Genomic DNA, 22,400 nt, shown 5'->3' on the forward strand with positions numbered 1-22,400 from the left:
TGGTGATTCTTTCTTTTAAAGAAATCTTCGACAATACATTGAGCGTGGACCTCCTCGAATTGACCAAAGAGGAGATTTTTTGTGGAAAAATATGGGCGAAACGGAATAAATCATGGTTGAAGCCGATTAAATGATTCGTGAAGCCGAATAAATGGTGATTGAATCCGAATAAAACACCATTGAAGCCGAATATCAGCTAGTTGAAGCGGAATAAATATCATATAGGCGAGCTGAGAACATCAATTTAACAAGATGTTGTTGTTCAAGAGATATAAAATACCGGAATCTGGGTTATTTTGGTGTAATTGCAGGATTTGTTGGGGTCTTAGCGAAATAATTAAGTAATGAGGGTCTTTTGAGAGGATGAAGGAATAGTGGAATTTGTATCTAGGCATTTGAAGAGGGATCAGGAGTTACCTATTTTTCGTGAACAACTTTTGAATCGTGCATTAGAGGATTTGACGAGCGACCACAATGTGTTAGCAATTTATCTTGGAGGGTCTTTAGGACGCGGGAATTATGATGGCTTTTCAGACATTGATATACATACGATTGTAACGCCAGAAAGCAAATCCGCTTTCATTAAGAATAAGCAAGCACGTTCAGCGAAGTGGGGAAAGGTGTTATTTCACGAGCAGTCTTCAGCTAGCTCACCAGTCGTGGTGACTCACTACGATTGCTTTATTAAAATAGATAGTTGGTATGAAACGCTGGATGAGGTTGTTCCTTCGATATGGATAAAAGGGTTGAAACCTAAATATGACCCATCGAACCTACTTGCGCCGTTATTGGAAGAAGCGTCTGAGCATTCATTCCAAGTGGAAGTGGAGGATATTGCTTTTTGGAAGAACAAAGTCCAGGCCTTTCTCCATGAAACGTACCGAGCGGCTATGAGAAATGAACTGTATTATGCACTTGCCAATATGGATCGGGTTCGCTGGCTGATTACGGATGGTTGGTATATGGAAATGGATAAACACTTGGATAGTTCCTACGGTGTATGGTCAAAAGTAGAAGGGAATCGCAGCCTGTTACATGCGTGGCAGCTGTCACTTTTGGCATCTTGGTCGTGCGGTCGTGATTCGAGTGAAATCTTAAAAACGATGGCTAGTATGTATCCAGAGTTACTGAGATTGAATAAGTCCTTATGCCAGAAAATAGATATCGATGATGAAGAAGAGAAGTTCAAGGGGATTCTGAATTTAGTTTTGTAGATACAGATTGCACATTGTTGGTAAGGGGAGAATGGCATGTCGAAAATACCAATACTTGTGCAGAACGTTCTAGAAGAGGACATTACTTCAGTGAATGACCGCCCTTACCAAATATAATTAAAAGGATGAATTAAATGGATTTTCAGCTATCATTAGAATCAATTAATTATTTGGCAGTAATTGTAGCAGCATTATCAGCATTTATCATTGGAGGTTTGTGGTACTCAGTGTTATTTGCAAAGCCATGGATGGTGGAAAACGGGTTTGATGATGAACAATTGAAGAAAGGTAATATGGGGCTGATTTTTGGCGGTTCTTTTATTTTTTCCTTAATCATTTCCTTTGTACTAGTCCTGTTTCTAGGTCCTGAAAGGGACGCACTGTTTGGTGCAATGGCAGGATTTTTGGTAGGACTATTTTGGGTTGCCACAGCAATGGGGATTATCTATTTATTTGAACGAAAGTCACTCAAGTTATATTTGATTAATGCGAGTTATCACGTACTAACATTTACTGTCATGGGGTTCATTTTGGGTGTTTGGAAATAATTTTGTGAATGATGAACTTAAATATATTATTGGACGTGAAATGATTGAAAAAATTTTTATTGAGGTATTATCATTGGATATTCGTTGTTTTTATAGCAATAAGTTTGATAATAAATTTGATTAGTTCAAAGTATTCCATGCAAGACGGATTATCAATCATTTTTGGAGTAATTGGATTAGTAGGAGTCACCTTTTTAGCTTTTTATATTGAAGTTCAGCAGGATTTAAAATAAATAATTGGTTGCTATAATTGCATCAATAATGGCAAACGACGACTGAAAGTTCATCTTCAGCAGCTAATTTACTGAGAAAAGGGGATGGTCAGATGTTGGTGATTCAATGCACGAAGAAACTAGGAGATTATTTGAAGAAAAATCTTACGAGCAAGCCAAACGAAACGCAGGATTTGTTTTACTCTTGGCATGCCCATCTATTCTTAATTAAACGTAAGAAGTACGTGATGGTCATGAATAGTCAAACTCGCTATGTTTTTGTACTAGGTCCGGTAGTGGCAAAAGATATAAAAAATGTAGATGAGATGATCTATTCAGGAATTCAAGAGAATCTAGAGGCTGATGGGATCAAAATCAAATTTTATAGAACAATATATACAACAGTTGGATGGGATTGAATATATGAAAACAAGTGAACGCACCATTATAGGTCAAATGAATGACTCCATCTATTATATTGAATGCATGCAACAAGGTGATGGGATGCTTAATGTCCCTATAATAAATCGGTCATTGAATAAGGTTCCAATGTTAAAACTTCCATTGTTTTATTCGACTAGGATGATGATTCAAGAGATGGAGAATCGATTTTCGAAAAGTTAAAGGATCTATGCTTAACATTCCTAGTGCGTATATGTATACCTCATTCTTTTTTTTCGCATACTGTTGAGCGGAAGGAGTGAGTATCGTGAATTTTGATAAAGGGACAAAACTTCATATTTCTTTACTTGTCGTTGTTATCTTTGTTTTGATATGGTCTGTTATTAAGCCTGCAGTATTTTGGACTTGGGCGGCTGAGGCTGGCCCGTCAGTGGTGGCTTTAATTATTATCATATTAACTTATAAAAAATTCCGACTCACTTCTCTTTCATATTGGGTAATCGCCATATTATCCATTCTTACGTTTATAGGTGGCCACTACACGTATGCTGAAGTTCCACTATTTAATTGGATCAAAGATGAATTTAATTTGCAGCGAAATCATTATGATCGCTTTGGGCATTTTCTAAAAGGCTTGTCTGTCATTGTGGTGAGAGAAATCTTAATTAGGAATACCCCACTAACAAAAGGCACTTGGTTGTTTGCGATTTCCACAAGTATCGTTTTGGCCATTGCGGCTTTGTATGAAATCGTCGAATGGTTGAGTACAAAATTACCTTACGCTAAAAAAGCGACAGAAGATTTTTTGGGTATGCAAGGTGACGAATGGGACGCTCAATGGGATATGTCATTTGCCTTAATTGGTTCAGTTCTGACATTAATCATTTTTTCAAAACTACATAATCTGCAGTTAAAAAAGCTAAAAGACCGGCAGTTAACTAGTAAACAGTAAAAAATATTCGAACCATATGAAAAACACCTCCATTTGCCGTTGGTAACTAGATACAACGAGGAGGTGTTTTCATTTTGTTTGATTTTACGTCAAGTACATTGAACAGGTGTAAGGCTTTTTCAGGCGTTTTCAAATAAACTTACTTAAACCGTCTGTGAGCTAATTTATTCGTGTACAAAATCGCGCCTACATAGCCAACCAAATAAGCAACTAGCAATACAAGTAGTGCATAACCGCTAATAGTACTATTGCCAACATACAATTGACTTAGAACGATGAAGAGAGCTGCGGAAATCCCACCAATATGCGGCCAGTTCTTGATGTAAAAGTGACTGGCGACTATCCCTCCAACAAGCGCAACAATGAAGAAAATAATTTTAATAATTAACGCCACTGACATGGAGTGATCGATTGAAGCTTCAACAAATAGCAACAATTGTTGGGTGATGTATTGAGCAATTAATGAAAACAAGATGACAGGCAGCCAATCAAATTTTCTATTTATGATAATAACCTCCTCTTATTACTATTATTATTGTATGCATAGCAAGTAGTAGATAATTAGTGTCAGTACCCGTGGATGAAAAAAATACTATTAATTTGCTACAATTATTATAGAAAGACGTTGTTTTTAAGTTATTTAAAGAAGGAGTGAGCTAGCATGATACATAAATTAGAACTCGAAACGAAAAACTTACATGGATCTTTTAATAACGAGTATGAACCAATCTTAACCATTGATTCTGGCGATACGATTCAGTTAAAAACACTTGATATTCAATGGGGATATTCTGGCTCTAAACAAGAGGAAAGAACTACCTTTGTATCAAGGGAGAAGGAAGAAAAGCCAGGACATCCGATGATAGGACCTGTCTCCATTCGTAATGCAAAACCGGGAATGGTGTTAGAAGTGAGAGTAAATGAACTTATACCTGGTTGGTATGGACGTAATTGGGCAGGAGGCATTCCAAGTTGGCAAAACGAAAAACTTGGACTGATTGATACAGAAAGGTTACAAGTTGACTGGGAATTAGATGCAACGACCATGACGGGTAGTGGGAAAATAGGCGGTCAGACATTTCATGTAGGATTGTCTCCATTTATGGGGGTAATGGGCGTTGCCCCAGTTGATCCTGGTATTCATTCCACGTCTCCACCTCGCTATTGTGGAGGGAATATTGACTGTAAAGAATTGGTGAGAGGGAGCAGCATCTTCTTGCCTATAACGGTGGAGGGAGCTTTATTCTCCATTGGGGACGGTCATGCATTGCAAGGGGATGGCGAAAGTTCTGGAACTGCCATTGAATGTCCGATGGATGTAGTGGATATCACATTGCGAGTTAGAGATGATATGGAACTGACAATGCCGAGAGCCAATACGCCAGCAGGATGGATTACGTTTGGATTCAATGAGGATTTAAATGAAGCAGCGGCTGTAGCACTTGATGAAATGGTCATGCTGATGCAACAATTTTATGGGATTCAAAAGGTAGAGGCAACAGCTCTAGCAAGTGTTGCTGTAGATCTGCGAATTACTCAAGTGGTAAATGGAGTAAAAGGTGTCCATGCCATCTTGCCTCATGGGGCCATACGGAAATAGGGATTGGCTGGATGCGCATCAAAGGGGGGAATCATATACCAGAAGCAACATCCACCAATTGTTATGGTTTTGTCATGATCTTTTCTCCCAATATTTCAGTATAAGATGACAGTTTATCTTTTTTAAGGTTGCGATAATCAAGTATGTGTTTTAGTTTTCCGACCATTAGGGTGGTGTTTCCAACCAACTTAGCTATGTTTTCGACCAGCTCTGATTGGTTTCCACATATTTGTTTAGTGTTTCCGACCAACTATGACTACTTTCCAACCAAATGAGTGTTTTTTGCCAATTTTATTCTTCGGCTAATCGCCGTAGTTTGAATTTTGTTGTCATCGGAACCTACCCTTTCATTTGTGAAATCCAACATCTCTCTACTCAAGGTAGAATTTTATTTTTAGTAATTGTATAACTTTCTCAAGGCATCCATTAGAAGGCTATATGGTTATCAAATCATGTCGAAAAAGGATTTATTTCCTGGGAAATGTTTGTCGAATCAATGCTTAAACTAGAAAATAAGAAAGAAAAGAATATAGGCATAACTGATCTGAGGAGGTAGGACAAAATGCATTATGATGTAATTATTGTGGGTGCAGGTTCGATGGGGATGGCAGCGGGGTATTTTTTTGCTAAAAGTGGAAAGACAACATTATTAGTAGATTCTTTCAATCCGCCACATGACAAAGGGAGTCATCACGGGGATACAAGGATTATTCGATATGCATATGGTGAAGGGGAAGAGTATGTTCCATTAGCGTTGAAGGCTAAAGAGTTATGGAATGATTTAGCGAAAGAGACAGGTAAGGAAATTTTTCTCCAAACAGGCGTGCTCAATGTAGGAGTGGCAGAATCGGAGTTCATCAAGAGTGTATTGTCTAGTGCAGAGAAATTCGCTTTACCCGTTCATGTGATGGAATCGGCTGAAGTGAATCGGAAATGGCCTGGAATGTCTTTATCGAGCGATATGATTGGGTGTTTTGAGACTACTTCGGGTGTATTGAAATGTGGAGAATGTATTGAAGGATATAGGGAACTAGCGGAGTTACATGGAGCTACGATTGTAACGAATAGTAGAGTTTTAGATATTGAGATTCATGAAAACAGTGTAACAATTAAGACAGAGGGAAATAAGTATGAAGGAGATGCTTTAGTCGTTTCGGCCGGTGCTTGGGCAGGGAATCTCCTTTCTATGGTGGGTCTAAAACTCCCTCTTGAACCCATAAGAAAGACCTTTGCTTGGTTTGATGTTGATGAGACGCTTTACGGTCAACAGGATTTTCCTGCCTTTAGTTTTGAAACACCAGAAGGATTTTATTATGGTTTCCCTAGTATAGATAACGTTGGTTTAAAAGTAGGTCGACATGATGGTGGAGAGAAAATAAATCCGGACGATCCAAGAAGAACATTCGATGAAGACGACGAAGGAGATTTACGTCGCTTTCTGCAGCAGTACATGCCTCATCACGGACCATTGAAGTATGGGGAGCCTTGCATGTATACGTTGACACCAGATGAAGATTTTATTATCGACTTACATCCAAATCATTCACATGTTGCCATTGCAGCTGGTTTTTCTGGGCACGGTTTTAAATTCAGCAGTGTAGTGGGGAAAATTTTAAGCGAACTGATTATCGAAGGGAAAAGTGAACACGATATTTCACCATTTAAAATGGGGAGATTCATTAAGAATTGAAGAGGCTAAGTAATGTAAATGGAGCGAAGTTTAGCAAATTAGAAAAAAGGATGTGGACTTGTTAAGTTCGCACATCCTTTTCATAACCAAAAAGTCTCTTTTATTCAAATCTCGTTTCGTATCAATACATACAACGGGGAAATGACTAACGAATGCGTTATCACGTATAAACGGAATAAAAATTTTGATTGTAATGCTTTGTAAAAAACATTGCAAGTCTCTTAATTTCATTTTGCAAAATGAATCATTCGGTTTATTATGATAATCTACATTTCGTTATGAAGGTGACACTCGGAGTCGAACCTAGGAAAAAGGGAGTGCAGACCTTTTCCTTGAAGCTTGGCTATGCCACCGACGCTGGACAACGATAAAGCTTATCCACCCTGGTAATATTGAATGCCCTTTTCTTCAAGGATATCTAACATTTGAAAATATCCGGGTGTGTTTTCAACTTCATAATTTCTAATACAATCCAACAGTTTAATTTTTAATTCTTGGGATAAATCTTCTCTGTATTGCCATTTTGTTTGTTGCAATGATCGGTCGATTTTCGGTGAAAATAATTCAATAACGATTTCGAGAGAGTTGTTATCCGTTTTGGATTGCTTTACGAGTGTATATAAACTTTCACTCATTTCTACCCCTTCCTTCTCTACTCGTTTTCAATGAGTTCTTTTAGCTTTTTTAATGCTTTTCTATGACTTCTAGATACTGCTTGTTGGGACTTATTTAGATAAACAGCGATTTCCGAATCATTTAAACCATAGATATAAGCTAAATTTAGCAGTTGACGCTGATTTTCTGTTAAAAGTTGAATTGCTTTAAATAAGGAATAACTTGTTAAATGATCAGCAATATTGGACGAATCGATACATACTTCTTGTCCTTCTTGCCATTCTTTTGAAGCTAAATAGTCAAGTAACGTTACATCACCGTCTTTTAGCTGACAATCCAGTATCGACTTATTCCTTTCTAAAAATAAGTTTACTTTCTTATCATAATTTATTGCATTAAAGTAAATGGCTTGAGACAAATAGTTGGTAAATCTAATTTTGAAGTAAAATTCTCTGAACGTATCATCTAGTTTTTTCTTTGACAAGTTCGTTGGATGGTTAATTACTTCTACTAATAGATCCATATTTTCCGAGATTTCTAAAAATGATTTTATCACTGGATTTTGAAGATGTTTTTCAAATTTATTAAGGTAGTTTTCAACACTTTGATTGGTACTAGAACTACTGAATAACTCATTCAAATTATAACCCCCCCGCAAAGAACATTAGTTCGGTTAAGCGGTAAAAAAAAGATAAAGTCTTCTTGTTTATCATTCCTCCAATTCTTCAACTAAATTTGTGGTAACTATCTTTTATTACTTCATTTAGCTCAAATATGACAACTTCTAAGTTTTCGATTTTTTTCTCAAAGCGATAAAAAAGATAAACAGTAATCGCAATCGGAAAGCCAAAATTCCCTAAAATTGCTGTCCATACTGGAACATCTAATGCATTCATGAACTATCCACTCCTTCTTTTTATTGGTTGTTATTTATTAAAGAAGAACGATTGAAATTTTTCACAACGTTTAGAAGGGACTTTATAAAAAATTTTTAGTGGACTAAAGAGTTCTAAATAAAAGAGTTAAATCATATTACCGGTAAATGTGTGATAGACGCTTTAATTAAATATATGAAAAAACAGATGCCTTAATTGAAAGTACGGGGCATCTGTTTATTCTTTATATACTTATCAGCGCTCTTACTGTCGGTTGATCAAACACTTTTTTCACATAATCCAACAGTGTTAAATAAACAAGACCGTTTCCTTCAATATTTGGCGAGTTCCCAAGTGGTACTGTTCTTTTTATGAGTTGAGAATACAATTCAGGAACAGTTAGGTCTCTTTCAAATGCTGCGTTAGATATCACTTTTAATAATGCCAATGCCCCAGATACATGTGGAGTAGCCATTGATGTACCGCTTAAAGTGGCATATGTTCCATTGAGATAGGTTGAAATTATTTTCTCTCCAGGCGCTACTAAATCAACTTGGTTATTCGAATTGGTAAATCCAGATGATTTCCGCTCTAGATTAACTGCACCTACGCTAATCACTTCGTTGTAGAATCCAGGATATCCAAATTCATCGGTCGAATCTTTACCATCGCCATCATTGCCTGCTGCACATACTACTAAAATGTTTTGATTTACGGCTTCAATTATTACATCATGAAGTGCCTTTACATCATTCGGTCCACCAAGTGACATCGAGATAATGTCTACTTTTTGATCGATTGCGTATTGGATGGCTTTTATAATCCAAGCATATTGCCCTGAACCATTTTTCCCAAGTACCTTCAAGATTAATAAGTTTGCTTCTGGCGCGACTCCAACAACACCACTGTTATTAAGTGTGGCGGCAATTGTTCCCGCAACATGTGTGCCATGCCCATTATAATCTTCGAATTTTAAGGAATCTCCACCATCATCTTTTGTGAAATTGTAACCACCAATGATTCGATCCATTAAATCTGGATGATCCGTATCACAGCCTGTATCCAAAACTGCTACAGTGATTCCTTTTCCTTTTGTTTCCGGCCAAATCTCAGGGGCTTGAATAATTTCAACCCCTTTGGGTATCTCATTTACCGTTTCCAACTGCTCTACTAATTCGTATGGGAATAATCGTACATAGTTTTCCATGTTCTCCCTCCTCAGTTTTTTGGTTAAGCCGCTTCTTGATGTCCTTTAATTGTATTAATTTTGAAAAAAAATTAATAGATTACAATGTAGGATTTTAGAGGGTGTTAAAATAGGCTTATTTTCTTGAAATTTACTAAAATAATGTATAAAATTTTACTTTTTGATAAGTCTCGACAGGATTTGATAATTAAAAATAGTAGATTGTAATAACAAAAAAAGCACATGCTAATCGATTTATTTATGGGTAAGAAGCCTTCAAGAGGGACAGTAAATAGAAAAAATGGCGACTGAAATGAAAATTTCAGTCGCCATTTTTTTATGGGAGTATAAGGAAAAATTCTTTAATGAGTTGTCATGGTTTCTTGAACCATCTGCTTCACGATCTCTTTATTGCGGTTCTTGAAGACGTCATTATGTGAAGACACCATTGCGAAGCTATCTGCGCTAGGTTCAATATACTGCTTAGCTTTATTCACTGCATTAGCAGCATCTTGGAAGGTACCTGCAATCAAGTTTAGTTTAGCGTCATGTTTTAAAATATCGCCAGCTGCAAATATACCGGGAATAGATGCTTCGCTATTAATACTGCCCGCGATATACGAACCATCCGCTAATTCCAATTGGATCGGACTGTTTTCAAGCAGAGCGATATCACGTTCATAGCCGTGGTTAATGACAATTTCATCGACTGACAAGTACTGTATTTCCCCTGAGTTGGCGTGTGTTACTTCAACGGTTTCAATTGTTGAATTGTCTCCAGAAGCAATTAATTTCGAAATCGACGAGTGGAACATGCAGATTGCATTGCTTTCAAAAAGCTTGGTGACTTGTGCTTCATGTCCAGTGAAATCGCCTTTTCTGTAAATCACAATTACTTGTTTGGCAATAGGGGAGAGTTCGTTAGCCCAGTCAATTGCTGAATTTCCGCCACCAGAAATCACGACGGTTTTATCTTTAAAGTGCATCAAGGATTTAATGGTGTAGTTCAAGTTACTCACTTCAAATCGATCGGCCCCTTCAATTTGTAGTTTTTGAGGGGTAAGGATACCGCTGCCGATTGCAACGATGATCGTTTTGGAATAATGTTGTTCATTTGAATCAGTGACCAATTCGAAAATTCGATCGTCACCCTGATGAATCGCTTCTACTTTCGTGTTCAGTACAACGGTGGGTTGAAAAGTTAATCCTTGTTCAACAAGTTTTTCGATTAGCATCGCACCTGGGAGGGGAGGGTGTCCGCCAACATCCCAAATCATTTTCTCGGGATAGACATGAATTTTACCGCCAAGTTGAGGTTGGAACTCAATGATTTTCGTTTTTAATCCACGCAACCCGCTATAAAAACTGGCATATAAGCCGGCAGGACCTCCACCAATGATGGTTACATCAAATACATCTAAGTGATTCATATATTTTCAATCCTTCCTCAACTGGCCAATATTCATGATTTTGATTTTTTTATATAGTGCTATTGACAGGTTTAGCTTACAACATTATAGTTAGTTTGTAAATGATATTGATAATCGTTATCAGTTAATATACATAACTTGTTGAAAGGAGGTTGAAAATGGTTCGGCTTGAAGCGAAGGACTTGCAAATCAAATATGGTGATCGAACAATTGTTGATAATTTGTCTGTTTCCATTCCAGATGAAAAAATCACCGTCATTATCGGTCCCAATGGCTGTGGGAAATCCACCTTATTAAAAGCAATGACGCGTATTATTCCCCATCAAAAGGGTTCCATCGTTCTGGATGGTGAAAGTATTGTCAAAGAACCTACAAAACTCTTGGCACAAAAAATTGCGGTTCTGCCTCAAACTCCTGAAAGTGCAGGGGCACTCACTGTTGGTGAACTAGTTTCATATGGACGGTTTCCACATCAGAATCGGTTCGGTCGCTTAACCCAAAAGGATTTAGATATGATTGACTGGGCACTCGAGGTAACCGGTACTAAATTCTTTAAGTCACATCCTGTCGATTCACTGTCGGGTGGTCAGCGTCAACGTGTGTGGATAGCCTTGGCCCTTGCTCAGGAAACAGATATGATTTTCCTGGACGAACCAACAACCTATCTGGATATGGCGCATCAGCTCGAAATATTGGAATTACTTCAGCAATTGAACGCCACGGAAAAACGGACAATTGTCATGGTGCTACATGATTTAAACCACGCAGCTCGTTTCGCAGATTACATTATCGGCATGAAGTTTGGAAAGATCGTAAAGTCGGGATCAAGTGAAGAAATCATCACTAAACCTGTATTGCGTGAACTGTTTCAAATAGATGCTGAAATTGGCGAAGATCCACGTACTGGGAAACCGATTTGCATTACCTATAATTTAGTAAGAGGAGAATGACAGAAAATGAAAAAATTATCATTACTATTCATAGCTTTACTTGCAATGTTTGCTTTAGCTGCATGCGGAGGTACTAAAGAAGAAGGCACATCAACAGACAAAGAAGAAAAAAATTCAGAACCAACAACGATTACATATGAATCTGAAAATGGACCAGTAGAAGTACCGGCTGATCCACAACGAGTATTAGTTCTATCTTCATTTGCCGGTAACGTCATGGCGCTTGATGTTCCTCTAGTAGGAGTAGACTCATGGTCGAAAATGAATCCACGCTTTGTAGAAAAATTAGAAGGCGTTGATGAAGTAACAGACGATAATCTAGAAAAAATCATTGAATTAGAACCAGATTTAATTGTCGGTCTGTCAAACATTAAAAATATAGATAAACTGAACGAAATTGCTCCTACCGTAACATTTACATATGGTGCAGTAGATTACTTGACGCAGCATGTTGAAATTGGGAAATTACTGAATAAAGAAGAAGAAGCACAAGCTTGGGTAGATGATTTTAAAACACGTACTCAAGAAGCAGGCGATGAAATCAAAGCGAAAATCGGAGAAGATGCGACGGTTACTGTTATTGAAAGCTTCGATAAAGAATTGTATGTATTCGGCGACAACTGGGGCCGCGGTACAGAAATCCTTTATCAAGAAATGGGTCTAAAAATGCCTGAGAAAGTAATAGAAATGGCATTGAAGGATGGTTATTATGCTTTATCTGCAGAAGTATTACCGGAGTATGTCGGTGATTATTTAATCTTCAGCAAACATAAAGATGCTGACAATTCATTTGAAGGTACAGAAACATTTAAGAATATCCCAGCAGTGAAAAACAATCAGTTGTTTACTGTTGATGCAATGGAGTTTTACTTCAATGATCCGTTAACACTGGATTATCAATTGGAATTCTTCAAAGAATCGTTCTTGGCGAATTAAAGCATGTTCAATTATCGGATTCAACGCATACCTTATTCAATAAAACTTGGGATGAGCTTGATTCTGATGATAGTACTTTTCGGCATGGCGTTAGTTTTCGGAGCGGCCGATACGACTTTAAAAGATGTCTTGTCTGCCTTACTATCAACTGCCCCGAATGACCAAGCCATTATGTTACGGGAAATTCGTTTTCCGCGAGAAGTAGCCGCTGCCTTAATTGGGGCGGCTCTTGCCGTTTCAGGCGCTATTATTCAGGGGATGACTCGTAACCCTCTTGCCGATCCAGGTTTGCTCGGTCTAACTGCCGGTGCTAATGCTGCGTTGGCTATTACGTTAGCATTTTGGCCAACGGTTAGTTATTTTGGCGTGATGCTTGCGTGTTTTGCAGGAGCTGCAGTAGGAGCTATTCTCGTTTTCGGCTTCAGTTCATTTCATCCAGAAGGATTCACGACACTACGCATCGTGCTTGCGGGAGCAACCATTTCGGCTTTTCTCTATGCTATTGCTGAAGGAATCGGATTATATTTTAAAATATCGCAACAAGTTTCTATGTGGACTGCTGGTGGCATGATCGGAACGACGTGGAATCAAGTGCTGTTAATTGCACCAATTGTTCTGGTAGGTGTATTGATCTCAATGATGTGTGCACGGCAACTAACCATTCTATCGTTAAGTGAAGAGATGGCAGTTGGGCTCGGCCAACGTGTACGTTTAATCAAATCGATATTGTTTGTTCTTGTCATTATATTAACGGGTGCCTCTGTTGCACTTGTTGGGAATCTTGCTTTTTTCGGTCTGATGGTACCACATATTGTGCGGGCAATCGTCGGCACGGACTATCGCTTTGTTCTTCCGATGTCTGCCATACTTGGAGCGGCTTTCATGTTGCTCGCGGATACCGTAGCACGTACTATTAATGCTCCCTATGAAACACCCGTGGCGGCTGTAGTAGCTATTATGGGCTTACCATTCTTCTTGTACATTGTACGCAAAGGAGGGCAAAGTTTCTCATGATAGATGCATCTATTATTCGAAAACAACGTATACTGCTCATCGTCTTTTCTTTATTGATTACTGCTACTGCCGTAATTGGGCTTGGTCTCGGGTATTCTTCCGTTTCATACGATCGAATTATACCGACCATCCTTGGACAAGGGGAATTTAAAGAAGAATTCGTACTATTCTCGGTGCGTTTGCCACGTATCGTCATCACCCTTCTAGCAGGAATGGCCCTTGCATTATCAGGTGCTTTGTTACAGGGAATTACCCGTAATGAATTAGCTGATCCCGGAATTATTGGCATCAATTCAGGTGCTGGTGTTGCTGTTGCGATTTTCTTTTTATACTTTCCTGCAGAGGCAGGTTCATTCATTTACATGTTGCCATTTGTAGCCTTTCTTGGTGCATTGCTAACGGCAGTCATTATTTATGTCTTTTCTTACAGCCGAACGACCGGCATGCAGCCAGTGCGCCTTGTATTAGTTGGCGTTGGATTATCAATGGCTTTGTCAGGCGTAATGATTGTGATGATTTCTTCTGCTGATCGTATCAAAGTAGATTTCATCGCACGGTGGCTTGCTGGTGATATTTGGGGAACAGATTGGCCATTTGTCTTAGCAATCTTGCCATGGCTAATTGTACTCGTGCCTTTTTCTTTGATGAAAGCGAACCGCTTAAACATTCTTGGCTTAGGTGAACCGGTAGCAATTGGCGTTGGCTTATCAGTACAAAAAGAACGAATTGTGCTGACATTAGCGGCAGTTGCATTAGCTGCTTCAGCCGTGTCAGTAACTGGTGGGATTTCATTCATCGGCTTGATGGCACCCCATATTGCTCGAACGTTAGTTGGACCACGTCACCAGTTGTTTTTACCCCTTAGTTTATTGATTGGTGGTTGGCTTCTACTTATTGCGGACACCATCGGTCGTAATATCGTAGAACCGACTGGCCTTCCTGCTGGGGTTATGGTGGCATTAATCGGTGCACCTTACTTTATCTATTTACTAACGAAGAAATAAATATCACTAGAAAATGCTCTGTTCATTCGCAACTTGCGATTGAATGGGGCATTTTTTATTTAAGCCTAATTTAATATATTGCTGATGATTTTCCGAAAAACAACAACGCTTTCCTAGGGTGAGTATGGACTGCCCGCGGAAAGCATCTTCTGCATCGCTACTCTAGCTTCAACATGAAAGCGTTGTAACGGAAATCAACAGTAAAGTCAGTATTTATAATAAAAGCGTTTATTTTCAGTAGAGAAATAACGTTATGAATAATCTAGCTGCTAGCCCCATATTATTTAGCAAGGTGATCGTGGAAAAGGGCAAGGTTTTGTAAGGCATGGTCATAACACCTCATATCGATTCAGGATATGAGGTGTTTGATTTTATATGTCTTCACTCGTATAAGGGAGGAAAGCGCATGATTTTACACAATGAACGTTTTACTGAACGGGATGATGCATTCGTAGATATTGAGGATCGCGGCTACCAGTTCGGAGATGGAGTATATGAGTTTATTCGCGTATATGATGGTATTTGTTTTGAAATGGATAGTCATATGCAACGACTTAAACTTAGCGCGTTAAAAATCGAATTGCCCTTGCCGTATGCGTTGGAGAAAATCACTCGTAATTTGACAAGACTTGTTGAAAAAAATGGGCTCATGAATGGATTCATTTATGTACAAATTACACGTGGTGTATCACAAAGAATGCACCATTTCCCTGGAAACACTACTTCAGTGTTGGTTGCTTATACTCAACTGGGAGAGCGTCCTTTGGAAAAAACAACCCATGGTATTCAGGCGATTCTAACAGAGGATATTCGCTGGAAGCGTTGTGACATTAAAAGTTTAAACTTACTGGCAAATGTTCTAGCGAAACAGCAGGCAAAAAAACATGGCTGTGATGAAGCCATCATGCATCGAGGCTCGACGGTGTCAGAAGGAAGTTCAACAAATGTCTATATCGTTGAAAGAAATGTAATCTATACTCATCCAATAAACAATCTGATTTTGAACGGGATTACGAGAATTGGAGTCCTACAAATGGCAAGAGAGAATGGTCTTCGAGTTGTTGAAGAGGCATTTACCGTTAATGAATTGCTAGAAGCGGACGAAGTTTTTGTCACGAGCACCGCGATTGAAATATGTCCGGTTATTCGAATTGATCAAACTCTAATAGGCACAGGTCAACCTGGCCTCGTCACGCGAGCATTACAACAAGCATTTGAACATCGTATCGTCTTTAATAGTGGCACCAATTGATTTAGACATAAAATCAAATGAGAATATGAAAGAAGCGACTAAAATTGACTCCTCAATTTTAGTCGCTTCTTTCTATATAAATGAGTTTCAACTTCTATTTGAAAATTGGTAATTAAAGCGTAATTTATGCCAATATGTTACCATTAATAGACAAGTGTGAATAGGTGAAATGGTTGATTTGTTTTACTTTGAATTAGTGATTAAGGATCATATAAAGTGATTTAGTGCCATAAATGAACTGATTAATAATGGGGGTTATGATATGAAAAAAAGATTAATGGGCGCATTGTTCATTCTATTAACCATCCTCTTAGCAGGGTGTCAGGAAAAAGTGACACCAGAGGACCGACTAGCGGAATATGTAGGTCACTGGAATAAGGGTGAATTTGCTACCATGTACAAAGACTATCTGAACAAAGGGACGAAAGAAGTTTTTAGTACTGAAAATTTTGTGGAGAGGCAAGAAGGTCTGCAAAAGGATTTGGGCATTAAAAACGTCAAAGTAACTTATACAAAACCAGCGAAGGATAAGGAATGGGATATAGAGAAACCTGCAGATTTTCCGATAAAAGTGTCTATGGATACAGTTGCTGGACCAGTGGAATTTGAGAAAACAATCACGTTGGTGAACGAATCGCGTGATGAGGATGAAAATTGGTTTGTGAAGTGGGATACATCATTTATTTTCCCAGAACTTGGAGAAAAGGATACGGTAGGGATTGCTACTAGCAAGCCCGCACGAGGAGAAATTCTTGACCGAAACGGACTATCCATAGCGATAAACGGTGAAGGGGAAGAAATAGGTGTTGTACCAGAAAAGTTCACGGATGAAACAAGTAAGACCAAGCTTGCAGAGCTGTTGGGTACATCCGTTGAGTATATTGATCGCCAGTTAAATCAGAGTTGGGTTAGGCCAATTGATTTTGTGCCGATTGAAAAAGTAGCAAAACATGAAACTTCATTATTAGACGAGGCCATTAAAATTAAAGGAGTCACGTACCAGAAAACACCTATGCGTGAGTATCCTTATAGAGAAGCATTATCTCACTTGACGGGTTATATAGGAGTCATTACAGCTGAACAATTAGAGAAACGAAAAGTCAAAGGCTATACAGAAGCTGACCTCATCGGTCGTCAAGGGATGGAGTTGTTATTGGAAGATAGGCTTCGTGGTTCGAGTGGAGTACGTATCTATATCAAGCCGCCTGAAAAAGGCGCTGAGACGATTACGGTTGCTGAAATACCTGCTGTAAATGGCGAAACGGTTTCATTGACGATTGACGCTGAGTTGCAGAAAAAAACGTATCAAGCCATGAAAGGTGAAGCGGGTACAAGTGCTGCTGTCAATCCGAAAACCGGTGAAACACTTGCTCTTGTGAGTTCGCCAGGCTTTGATCCGAGCGAATTTATGCTCGGCATGAGTGGTGAAAAGCTCGAGGAACTAAAGGGAAGACCTTTGAATCCACTATTAACACGGTTTGCGTATTCTTATGCGCCAGGTTCAACAATAAAGCCCATCACTGCTGCTATTGGGATGGAAGCTGGAACTCTTGACCCGACTGAAGGTTTAACGATTAAAGGGCCAACCTGGAGCGATCCATCTTGGGGAGGGGATTACAAAGTAACTCGTGTCCATGCAGAAGCACCGAATCCAATTGATTTGAATAAAGCACTTGTCTATTCTGACAATATTTATTTTGCTCGGGAAGCGCTTGATATGGGATATGAATCTTTCATTGAGGGGCTAAAGGGCTTTGGTTTTGGAGAAGAAATGCCGTACGTTAATAATTTGGAGGCTTCGCAAATTTCAAATGACGGCAAAATTGGTTCTCTAGGACGTCTTGCGGATACATCATTTGGGCAAGGGGAGATGTTGACGAATATTTTGCATCTTGCTTCGATGTATGAAGTCTTTATAACGGATGGTGTTATGTACAAGCCGACATTGTTAATGGATGAAGAAAAGAGTCAAGTGTGGAAAGAAGGACTTGTCAGTGCTGAAAATGCGGCGATTCTTCGCAAGAGCTTACGCAATGTTGTCGTAGATGGCTTTGCTCCAGCAGCCAATCTTCCGTCAGTTCCACTCGCAGGAAAGACCGGTACAGCTGAACTAAAAGCAGGGGGAGAAGAAAGAGGTAAGGAAAATGGGTTTTTTGTTACTTATAACTCCGAAAATCCTACGTTCATACTTGCTATGATGATCGAGGGTGTAGAAGATAATGATGGCAGTGCTTATGTCGCTGAACTCGCTTCCACTATATTTGCACCAGGTAGTGGAGAATAAAACGAATTTCATATCAATTTGTAAAGACTCTATTAGCCAACTTAGGCTATAGAGTCTTTTTAAAGTTTAAGTTTGTAAGGCTACACCTTTGAAGTTTGAGATTATTTTTCATCCACTCACAGACGTTTTCTGTCCATTCGCTTGGAGAGAGACAGCATTCCACTGGAGAAAGACACCAGTTCCTCATTTTTGAAGTCGGTTTGCGCTGCCCCATTAATTTACCAGAATGTACTTTCTATAGCCCAATATAACTTTGAACCAGAAGTATTTTCGATTCGTTATACCTAAAGGTCAATGTGAGTAATTAACTAATTAACAGAATATTGAGAAATAACATTAAGTTTCATGTTAAACTGTTGTTGAAACGTTTCGACAACAACAATTTTTGAAATCTGAGAGGAGCAAATCATGAATAAAGTGAAATTTGTAAGCTTCCTGATCGTATTTAGCTTTTTTATCAACTTAATACTCACACCCAATGCTTCAGCAAGTAATTTTGGAAAAGAGGCTGCTTTACAAGCTGAATTGAAAGCGGTTGCAAAGAAAACGTATAAATATTTTCAAGATCATACAGACCCAAAAACAGGGATGACTTACGATGAGGTGCGTTTTACTAATGAACAAAAGACAGTAGCAGCTCATACATCTCCAACAAATATTGCGATGTATATGATGAGTACAGTATCAGCGGAACAGATGGGTATTATTACGAGAAAGGATGCTGTTAAACGACTTCAAGTATCAATAAACACTTTAGAAAAGCTAGATAAATGGAATGGTCTTTATTACAACTGGTACTACACGAAAGATGGGTCCCTTAAAAAAGACTGGGGACAATTTATCTCTCAAGTGGATAATGGTTGGCTTTCTGCAGGATTAATGGTCGTTGGACAAGCGTATACAGAATTGAACGAACAAACAAGTGATCTAGTTAAAAACATGGATTATTCAACACTTTATGACGCAGAAGTTGGTCAGTTCCGTGGTGGTTATGACGTGGCCGCAGGAAAACTAACAGACCATCATTATGGAATGTTTTACACGGAGCCCCGTGTTGGAAGTTATATTTCGATAGGTAAAGGGGACGTACCAAAAGAACACTGGTGGAAGATGTACCGAACTCTGCCTCAAGAATGGGATTGGCAAGCACAGATTCCAAATGGATATACCACACAATATGATGGGGTTTCTGTATTTGAAGGTCACTATGAATATAGTGGAATTAAGTATGTTCCAAGCTGGGGAGGCAGTATGTTCGAAGGCCTTATGCCAGGTATTGTATTAAAGGAAAAAGACCTTGGAACAAAAGCATTAGGATTAAATAATCAGCGTCATGTAGATGTTCAAATTGCTTATGCAAAGGAAAAAGGATATAAAGCATGGGGATTCTCACCGGCTGCAACGCCTGACGGGTACAGTGAATTCGCCGCTACTCCTCTTGGTACAGCCGGCTATAAAGATGGAGCAACCGTTACGGCGCATGCTACATTTTTAGCTTTAGATTATGCACCACGAGAAGTTCAGAAAAACATTAAGGCACTGAAAGAATTTAATATGTATAGCAAATATGGTTTCTATGATTCTGTTAATGTGGAGACTGGAGAAATTGCAAAAGCGTATCTCGCACTCGATCAAGGGATGATTATGGTGTCTATTGCTAATTATCTTGAGGACGGTGTGATTCGTGAGTACTTCCATCAAGATCCGATTGGGAAGAGACCAGAAGAATTATTAAAACAAGAAGTGTTCTCTATTCACTAAAATATTTTCGAGCACTAGAATCATTGGATTCTAGTGCTCGTTTTCTAGAACTTAATTTTTATTTTCTGTGATTCGATGATTTTCTCTTCGTCTTTATCAAACACATCACTTGTCGTTATTTCAATCCATTCAAGATCATCTGAAGACTCTACAATAAACCCTATATTCCCTTTTTTTGTTTCATTGCCTTTTATTTCTCCGTTTAAATCTTCAAGATAGATATCATTTTCCCAATTTAATTTTTCGCCTGTGCTGGTTTCAATAAGAGCTATTGGTGCAAAATTCACTTTTTCTGGATACTTATTCTCAATCTCTATAAATACTTTAACAAAATCAAATTCCTCTTTTTGTGTTAACGCATGGAAATAATCAATTAAACTGTAGTCTGGTCTTAGATGAATCAATTTCATGTCTTTGACTGTGAGTTTTATTGGACCATCTGAATACGTCTTATTCACTTGTTTAATGGCCTTTAACGTAGCTTCACCTTTTTCATCTGACACGGTTTGATCAACTTCTATTAGTGTTCGGTCGTCTGGGACCTGTGGATTTGAATAGTAGTCATTCAAATAATCGATATTTGCTGGTTTCTCTTTTACAGAGGCCACGGTATTATTGGAACAACCTGATATGACTAGAGTTAATAACCCCAATAGGGCAATATGTTTTTTCAAAAGTAACCCTCCTACAATGCATTCATTTTAAAAAAGAAGGCCTGACTTTTTATGTAACAGTCAGACCCTTCTATCTATATTGGTCAAGTTGTAAGTAGAGACTTATTTGTCTTCAATAACTGTTTTGTTCTTCCCTTTTTGTAAAATATCAAAAATAATTTTTGCGTTGTCTGTATTGTCAATTTGTCCTGCAAAACGCGCCGCGCCAGGTCCAAAGGCATATACAGGAACGTCCTCGCCGGTATGACCACTAGTAGTCCAACCTGTATTAGATCGATCGTCAAAGATTTTTTCAATCGCATTATCAATATCTACTTCTTTCTTAGTAGATGCATCCTTCACAGATTGAATTTCACTAGTCGTTAACTCAAGTTCAATATATTTTGCCAGTGTTTCTTCTACGTCTGCACCATTCACGATTTCTTTCGCCATGAAATCAGGTGTGCGTTTGGCTGCTTTAATAGGCTCACCAAACCAGTTATAAATGCCATCTGAACCGATAGAATAACCACCAGTGGAGTGATCAGCAGTTGCGACAACTAATGTATGCTTGTCCTTTTTCGCAAATTCAATTGCTGCTTTAAATGCTTTATCAAAGTCTTCCATTTCACTCATCGCAGAAACGATGTCATTGTCATGCCCAGCCCAGTCAATTTGGCTTCCTTCAACCATTAAGAAGAAACCATCCTTGTCTTGATTTAAACGGTCAATAGCCGAAGTGGTCATGTCACCTAAAGAAGGCGTTTCCTCTGAACGGTCAATCATTTTTGGCATTCCACGGTCAGAGAATAGGCCAAGAACTTGTTTGTTTGTATCATTTAATAATTCGTCTTTACTTGTTATATGACTATAGCCATCCTTTTTAAATTCTTCAATAAGGTTACGATCTTTTCGGTCAAATAAATCAGTGCCTCCACCAAGAAGAACATCTACTTTATGTTTACCATTCACTAAATCATCATAATAATCATCAGCAATCGCATTCATGTTTTGACGACTTTCATCATGTGCTCCAAATGAAGCTGGAGTTGCATGAGTAATTTCAGATGTGGCAACAAGTCCAGTTGCTTTTCCTTGTGCTTTCGCAGCTTCCAATACAGTTTTCACTTGTGAACCATCATTATCTACAGCAATGGCGCTATTGTATGTTTTAATTCCTGCAGACATTGCGGTTGCAGCCGAAGCAGAGTCAGTTATGTTTTGTAATGGGTCTTCTGGATAGGTCATTTGCAGACCTACAAGATATTTATCAAGCTCCGTGCGATCTGCGAATTTCGTTTTAGGACTGTCTTGTAGATAACGGTATGCAGTTGTATAAGAAACTCCCATACCATCTCCAATTAAAAAGATGACATTTTTAATTTCAGGATCGTTGCCCTTCTTTTCTTTTGCTTCTGCAGAAGGGATAGACCCTCCTAAGCTAGCAAATGCAACAGATGTCATAACTGCTAAAGGGATAAGTTTCTTTTTGAAGTTGTTATTAAACATTCATCATTCCTCCTAATCCTTTGATATACCGAGTATAGACTAGTAGTTTTAATACTCTATGAAGGTGATGTTATGGTTTTGTAAATGCAGTAGTTATTAAATATTGGTTGATTTAAGTCGTTTTTACTATCTTGAAGTAATTGTTTTGCCGAAATGAGTTATGTAATTAAAAATTAGCTTTCCTAAGAGATGCACAATAAATCATTAAGAACATTAGATATTTCTCCAATCTTTATTCCAAATATAAGAAAAAATAAAATGTTATTAAAATAATATTGCAAGATCGGTGAGGAATAGGTAATACTTTAATTGG

22 protein-coding genes are annotated in these 22,400 nt (G+C 38.4%); 14 read left to right on the top strand and 8 right to left on the bottom strand.

The window, feature by feature from the left end; all coding sequences use genetic code 11:
- Positions 1-374: 374 nt before the first annotated feature.
- The 5 genes from ACFPYN_RS15185 to ACFPYN_RS15205 all read left to right on the top strand — a co-directional run bounded on the left by ACFPYN_RS15185 (position 375) and on the right by ACFPYN_RS15205 (position 3,328).
- Positions 375-1,214 carry a nucleotidyltransferase domain-containing protein gene (locus ACFPYN_RS15185; RefSeq protein ID WP_377735333.1) on the top strand — a complete coding sequence of 280 codons (840 nt, stop codon included), beginning with the start codon at positions 375-377 and terminating at the stop codon, positions 1,212-1,214.
- 134 nt (positions 1,215-1,348) lie between these two features.
- Complete coding sequence (locus ACFPYN_RS15190) at positions 1,349-1,762, top strand: DUF1761 domain-containing protein (protein WP_377735334.1); 414 nt, start codon at positions 1,349-1,351, stop codon at positions 1,760-1,762.
- 325 nt (positions 1,763-2,087) lie between these two features.
- On the top strand, positions 2,088-2,393 hold the full coding sequence (locus tag ACFPYN_RS15195; RefSeq protein WP_377735335.1) for a DUF6933 domain-containing protein: 306 nt from the start codon (positions 2,088-2,090) through the stop codon (positions 2,391-2,393).
- 4 nt (positions 2,394-2,397) lie between these two features.
- Positions 2,398-2,598 carry a hypothetical protein gene (locus ACFPYN_RS15200; protein WP_377735336.1) on the top strand — a complete coding sequence of 67 codons (201 nt, stop codon included), beginning with the start codon at positions 2,398-2,400 and terminating at the stop codon, positions 2,596-2,598.
- An 85-nt stretch (positions 2,599-2,683) separates the two neighbouring features.
- On the top strand, positions 2,684-3,328 hold the full coding sequence (locus tag ACFPYN_RS15205; protein ID WP_377735337.1) for a DUF2238 domain-containing protein: 645 nt from the start codon (positions 2,684-2,686) through the stop codon (positions 3,326-3,328).
- A 139-nt stretch (positions 3,329-3,467) separates the two neighbouring features.
- On the opposite strand, the gene ACFPYN_RS15210 is transcribed toward ACFPYN_RS15205, so the two are convergent.
- Positions 3,468-3,800, bottom strand: coding sequence for a hypothetical protein (locus ACFPYN_RS15210; RefSeq protein ID WP_377735338.1), 333 nt, complete (start codon positions 3,798-3,800; stop codon positions 3,468-3,470).
- 189 nt (positions 3,801-3,989) lie between these two features.
- Here ACFPYN_RS15210 and ACFPYN_RS15215 point away from each other — a divergent pair, with 189 nt between their 5' ends.
- Positions 3,990-4,928 (top strand): acetamidase/formamidase family protein, encoded by a 939-nt coding sequence (locus ACFPYN_RS15215; RefSeq protein WP_377735340.1) that lies wholly within the window; start codon positions 3,990-3,992, stop codon positions 4,926-4,928.
- A 562-nt stretch (positions 4,929-5,490) separates the two neighbouring features.
- On the top strand, positions 5,491-6,618 hold the full coding sequence (gene solA, locus ACFPYN_RS15220) for an N-methyl-L-tryptophan oxidase (RefSeq protein ID WP_377735341.1): 1,128 nt from the start codon (positions 5,491-5,493) through the stop codon (positions 6,616-6,618).
- A 374-nt stretch (positions 6,619-6,992) separates the two neighbouring features.
- On the opposite strand, the gene ACFPYN_RS15225 is transcribed toward solA, so the two are convergent.
- From ACFPYN_RS15225 to ACFPYN_RS15245, 5 genes are all read right to left on the bottom strand, one after another.
- Complete coding sequence (locus ACFPYN_RS15225; protein ID WP_377735342.1) at positions 6,993-7,253, bottom strand: helix-turn-helix domain-containing protein; 261 nt, start codon at positions 7,251-7,253, stop codon at positions 6,993-6,995.
- A gap of 17 nt (positions 7,254-7,270) precedes the next feature.
- Positions 7,271-7,873: a sigma-70 family RNA polymerase sigma factor gene (locus ACFPYN_RS15230; RefSeq protein ID WP_377735343.1), complete on the bottom strand. Its 603-nt coding sequence runs from the start codon at positions 7,871-7,873 to the stop codon at positions 7,271-7,273.
- 85 nt (positions 7,874-7,958) lie between these two features.
- Positions 7,959-8,129 (bottom strand): YvrJ family protein, encoded by a 171-nt coding sequence (locus ACFPYN_RS15235; protein ID WP_377735344.1) that lies wholly within the window; start codon positions 8,127-8,129, stop codon positions 7,959-7,961.
- 223 nt (positions 8,130-8,352) lie between these two features.
- The gene (locus ACFPYN_RS15240) at positions 8,353-9,315 is read right to left on the bottom strand and encodes a S8 family peptidase (protein ID WP_377735345.1); all 963 of its coding nucleotides are present in this window, start codon (positions 9,313-9,315) and stop codon (positions 8,353-8,355) included.
- A 341-nt stretch (positions 9,316-9,656) separates the two neighbouring features.
- Positions 9,657-10,724 (bottom strand): NAD(P)/FAD-dependent oxidoreductase, encoded by a 1,068-nt coding sequence (locus ACFPYN_RS15245; protein ID WP_377735347.1) that lies wholly within the window; start codon positions 10,722-10,724, stop codon positions 9,657-9,659.
- 158 nt (positions 10,725-10,882) lie between these two features.
- Here ACFPYN_RS15245 and ACFPYN_RS15250 point away from each other — a divergent pair, with 158 nt between their 5' ends.
- From ACFPYN_RS15250 to ACFPYN_RS15280, 7 genes are all read left to right on the top strand, one after another.
- Entirely contained in the window at positions 10,883-11,674 is a 792-nt protein-coding gene (locus ACFPYN_RS15250; protein ID WP_377735348.1) for an ABC transporter ATP-binding protein, read from the top strand.
- A 6-nt stretch (positions 11,675-11,680) separates the two neighbouring features.
- Positions 11,681-12,610: an iron-hydroxamate ABC transporter substrate-binding protein gene (locus ACFPYN_RS15255; RefSeq protein WP_377735349.1), complete on the top strand. Its 930-nt coding sequence runs from the start codon at positions 11,681-11,683 to the stop codon at positions 12,608-12,610.
- A 3-nt stretch (positions 12,611-12,613) separates the two neighbouring features.
- Positions 12,614-13,624 carry a FecCD family ABC transporter permease gene (locus tag ACFPYN_RS15260; protein ID WP_377735351.1) on the top strand — a complete coding sequence of 337 codons (1,011 nt, stop codon included), beginning with the start codon at positions 12,614-12,616 and terminating at the stop codon, positions 13,622-13,624.
- Positions 13,621-14,628: a FecCD family ABC transporter permease gene (locus tag ACFPYN_RS15265; protein ID WP_377735352.1), complete on the top strand. Its 1,008-nt coding sequence runs from the start codon at positions 13,621-13,623 to the stop codon at positions 14,626-14,628. The genes ACFPYN_RS15260 and ACFPYN_RS15265 overlap by 4 nt, the downstream gene beginning before the upstream one ends.
- 406 nt (positions 14,629-15,034) lie before the next feature.
- Positions 15,035-15,880 carry a D-amino-acid transaminase gene (gene dat / locus ACFPYN_RS15270; RefSeq protein WP_377735353.1) on the top strand — a complete coding sequence of 282 codons (846 nt, stop codon included), beginning with the start codon at positions 15,035-15,037 and terminating at the stop codon, positions 15,878-15,880.
- Between the two features lie 262 nt (positions 15,881-16,142).
- Positions 16,143-18,164, top strand: a complete 2,022-nt coding sequence (locus ACFPYN_RS15275) for a penicillin-binding transpeptidase domain-containing protein (RefSeq protein WP_377735354.1) — start codon at positions 16,143-16,145, stop codon at positions 18,162-18,164.
- 408 nt (positions 18,165-18,572) lie between these two features.
- Positions 18,573-19,925 carry a glucoamylase family protein gene (locus ACFPYN_RS15280; protein WP_377735356.1) on the top strand — a complete coding sequence of 451 codons (1,353 nt, stop codon included), beginning with the start codon at positions 18,573-18,575 and terminating at the stop codon, positions 19,923-19,925.
- A 44-nt stretch (positions 19,926-19,969) separates the two neighbouring features.
- On the opposite strand, the gene ACFPYN_RS15285 is transcribed toward ACFPYN_RS15280, so the two are convergent.
- Both ACFPYN_RS15285 and ACFPYN_RS15290 read right to left on the bottom strand, forming a co-directional pair.
- The gene (locus ACFPYN_RS15285; RefSeq protein WP_377735357.1) at positions 19,970-20,599 is read right to left on the bottom strand and encodes a hypothetical protein; all 630 of its coding nucleotides are present in this window, start codon (positions 20,597-20,599) and stop codon (positions 19,970-19,972) included.
- 102 nt (positions 20,600-20,701) lie between these two features.
- Positions 20,702-22,087, bottom strand: a complete 1,386-nt coding sequence (locus tag ACFPYN_RS15290) for an alkaline phosphatase (protein ID WP_377735359.1) — start codon at positions 22,085-22,087, stop codon at positions 20,702-20,704.
- Positions 22,088-22,400: the final 313 nt, after the last annotated feature.

The sequence above is a fragment of the Paenisporosarcina macmurdoensis genome (assembly GCF_042658845.1).
In the GTDB taxonomy this organism is placed as follows: Bacteria; Bacillota; Bacilli; order Bacillales_A; family Planococcaceae; genus Paenisporosarcina; species Paenisporosarcina macmurdoensis.

What these genes read in the sequence shown, in the direction of transcription:
- ACFPYN_RS15190 (WP_377735334.1), top strand. Translation starts at nt 1,349, where the DNA reads ATGGATTTTCAGCTATCATTAGAATCAATTAATTATTTGGCAGTAATT.
- ACFPYN_RS15195 (WP_377735335.1), top strand. Translation starts at nt 2,088, where the DNA reads ATGTTGGTGATTCAATGCACGAAGAAACTAGGAGATTATTTGAAGAAA.
- ACFPYN_RS15200 (WP_377735336.1), top strand. Translation starts at nt 2,398, where the DNA reads ATGAAAACAAGTGAACGCACCATTATAGGTCAAATGAATGACTCCATC.
- ACFPYN_RS15215 (WP_377735340.1), top strand. Translation starts at nt 3,990, where the DNA reads ATGATACATAAATTAGAACTCGAAACGAAAAACTTACATGGATCTTTT.
- solA (WP_377735341.1), top strand. Translation starts at nt 5,491, where the DNA reads ATGCATTATGATGTAATTATTGTGGGTGCAGGTTCGATGGGGATGGCA.
- ACFPYN_RS15225 (WP_377735342.1), bottom strand. Translation starts at nt 7,253, where the DNA reads ATGAGTGAAAGTTTATATACACTCGTAAAGCAATCCAAAACGGATAAC.
- ACFPYN_RS15235 (WP_377735344.1), bottom strand. Translation starts at nt 8,129, where the DNA reads ATGAATGCATTAGATGTTCCAGTATGGACAGCAATTTTAGGGAATTTT.
- ACFPYN_RS15240 (WP_377735345.1), bottom strand. Translation starts at nt 9,315, where the DNA reads ATGGAAAACTATGTACGATTATTCCCATACGAATTAGTAGAGCAGTTG.
- ACFPYN_RS15245 (WP_377735347.1), bottom strand. Translation starts at nt 10,724, where the DNA reads ATGAATCACTTAGATGTATTTGATGTAACCATCATTGGTGGAGGTCCT.
- ACFPYN_RS15250 (WP_377735348.1), top strand. Translation starts at nt 10,883, where the DNA reads ATGGTTCGGCTTGAAGCGAAGGACTTGCAAATCAAATATGGTGATCGA.
- ACFPYN_RS15255 (WP_377735349.1), top strand. Translation starts at nt 11,681, where the DNA reads ATGAAAAAATTATCATTACTATTCATAGCTTTACTTGCAATGTTTGCT.
- ACFPYN_RS15260 (WP_377735351.1), top strand. Translation starts at nt 12,614, where the DNA reads ATGTTCAATTATCGGATTCAACGCATACCTTATTCAATAAAACTTGGG.
- ACFPYN_RS15265 (WP_377735352.1), top strand. Translation starts at nt 13,621, where the DNA reads ATGATAGATGCATCTATTATTCGAAAACAACGTATACTGCTCATCGTC.
- dat (WP_377735353.1), top strand. Translation starts at nt 15,035, where the DNA reads ATGATTTTACACAATGAACGTTTTACTGAACGGGATGATGCATTCGTA.
- ACFPYN_RS15275 (WP_377735354.1), top strand. Translation starts at nt 16,143, where the DNA reads ATGAAAAAAAGATTAATGGGCGCATTGTTCATTCTATTAACCATCCTC.
- ACFPYN_RS15280 (WP_377735356.1), top strand. Translation starts at nt 18,573, where the DNA reads ATGAATAAAGTGAAATTTGTAAGCTTCCTGATCGTATTTAGCTTTTTT.
- ACFPYN_RS15290 (WP_377735359.1), bottom strand. Translation starts at nt 22,087, where the DNA reads ATGTTTAATAACAACTTCAAAAAGAAACTTATCCCTTTAGCAGTTATG.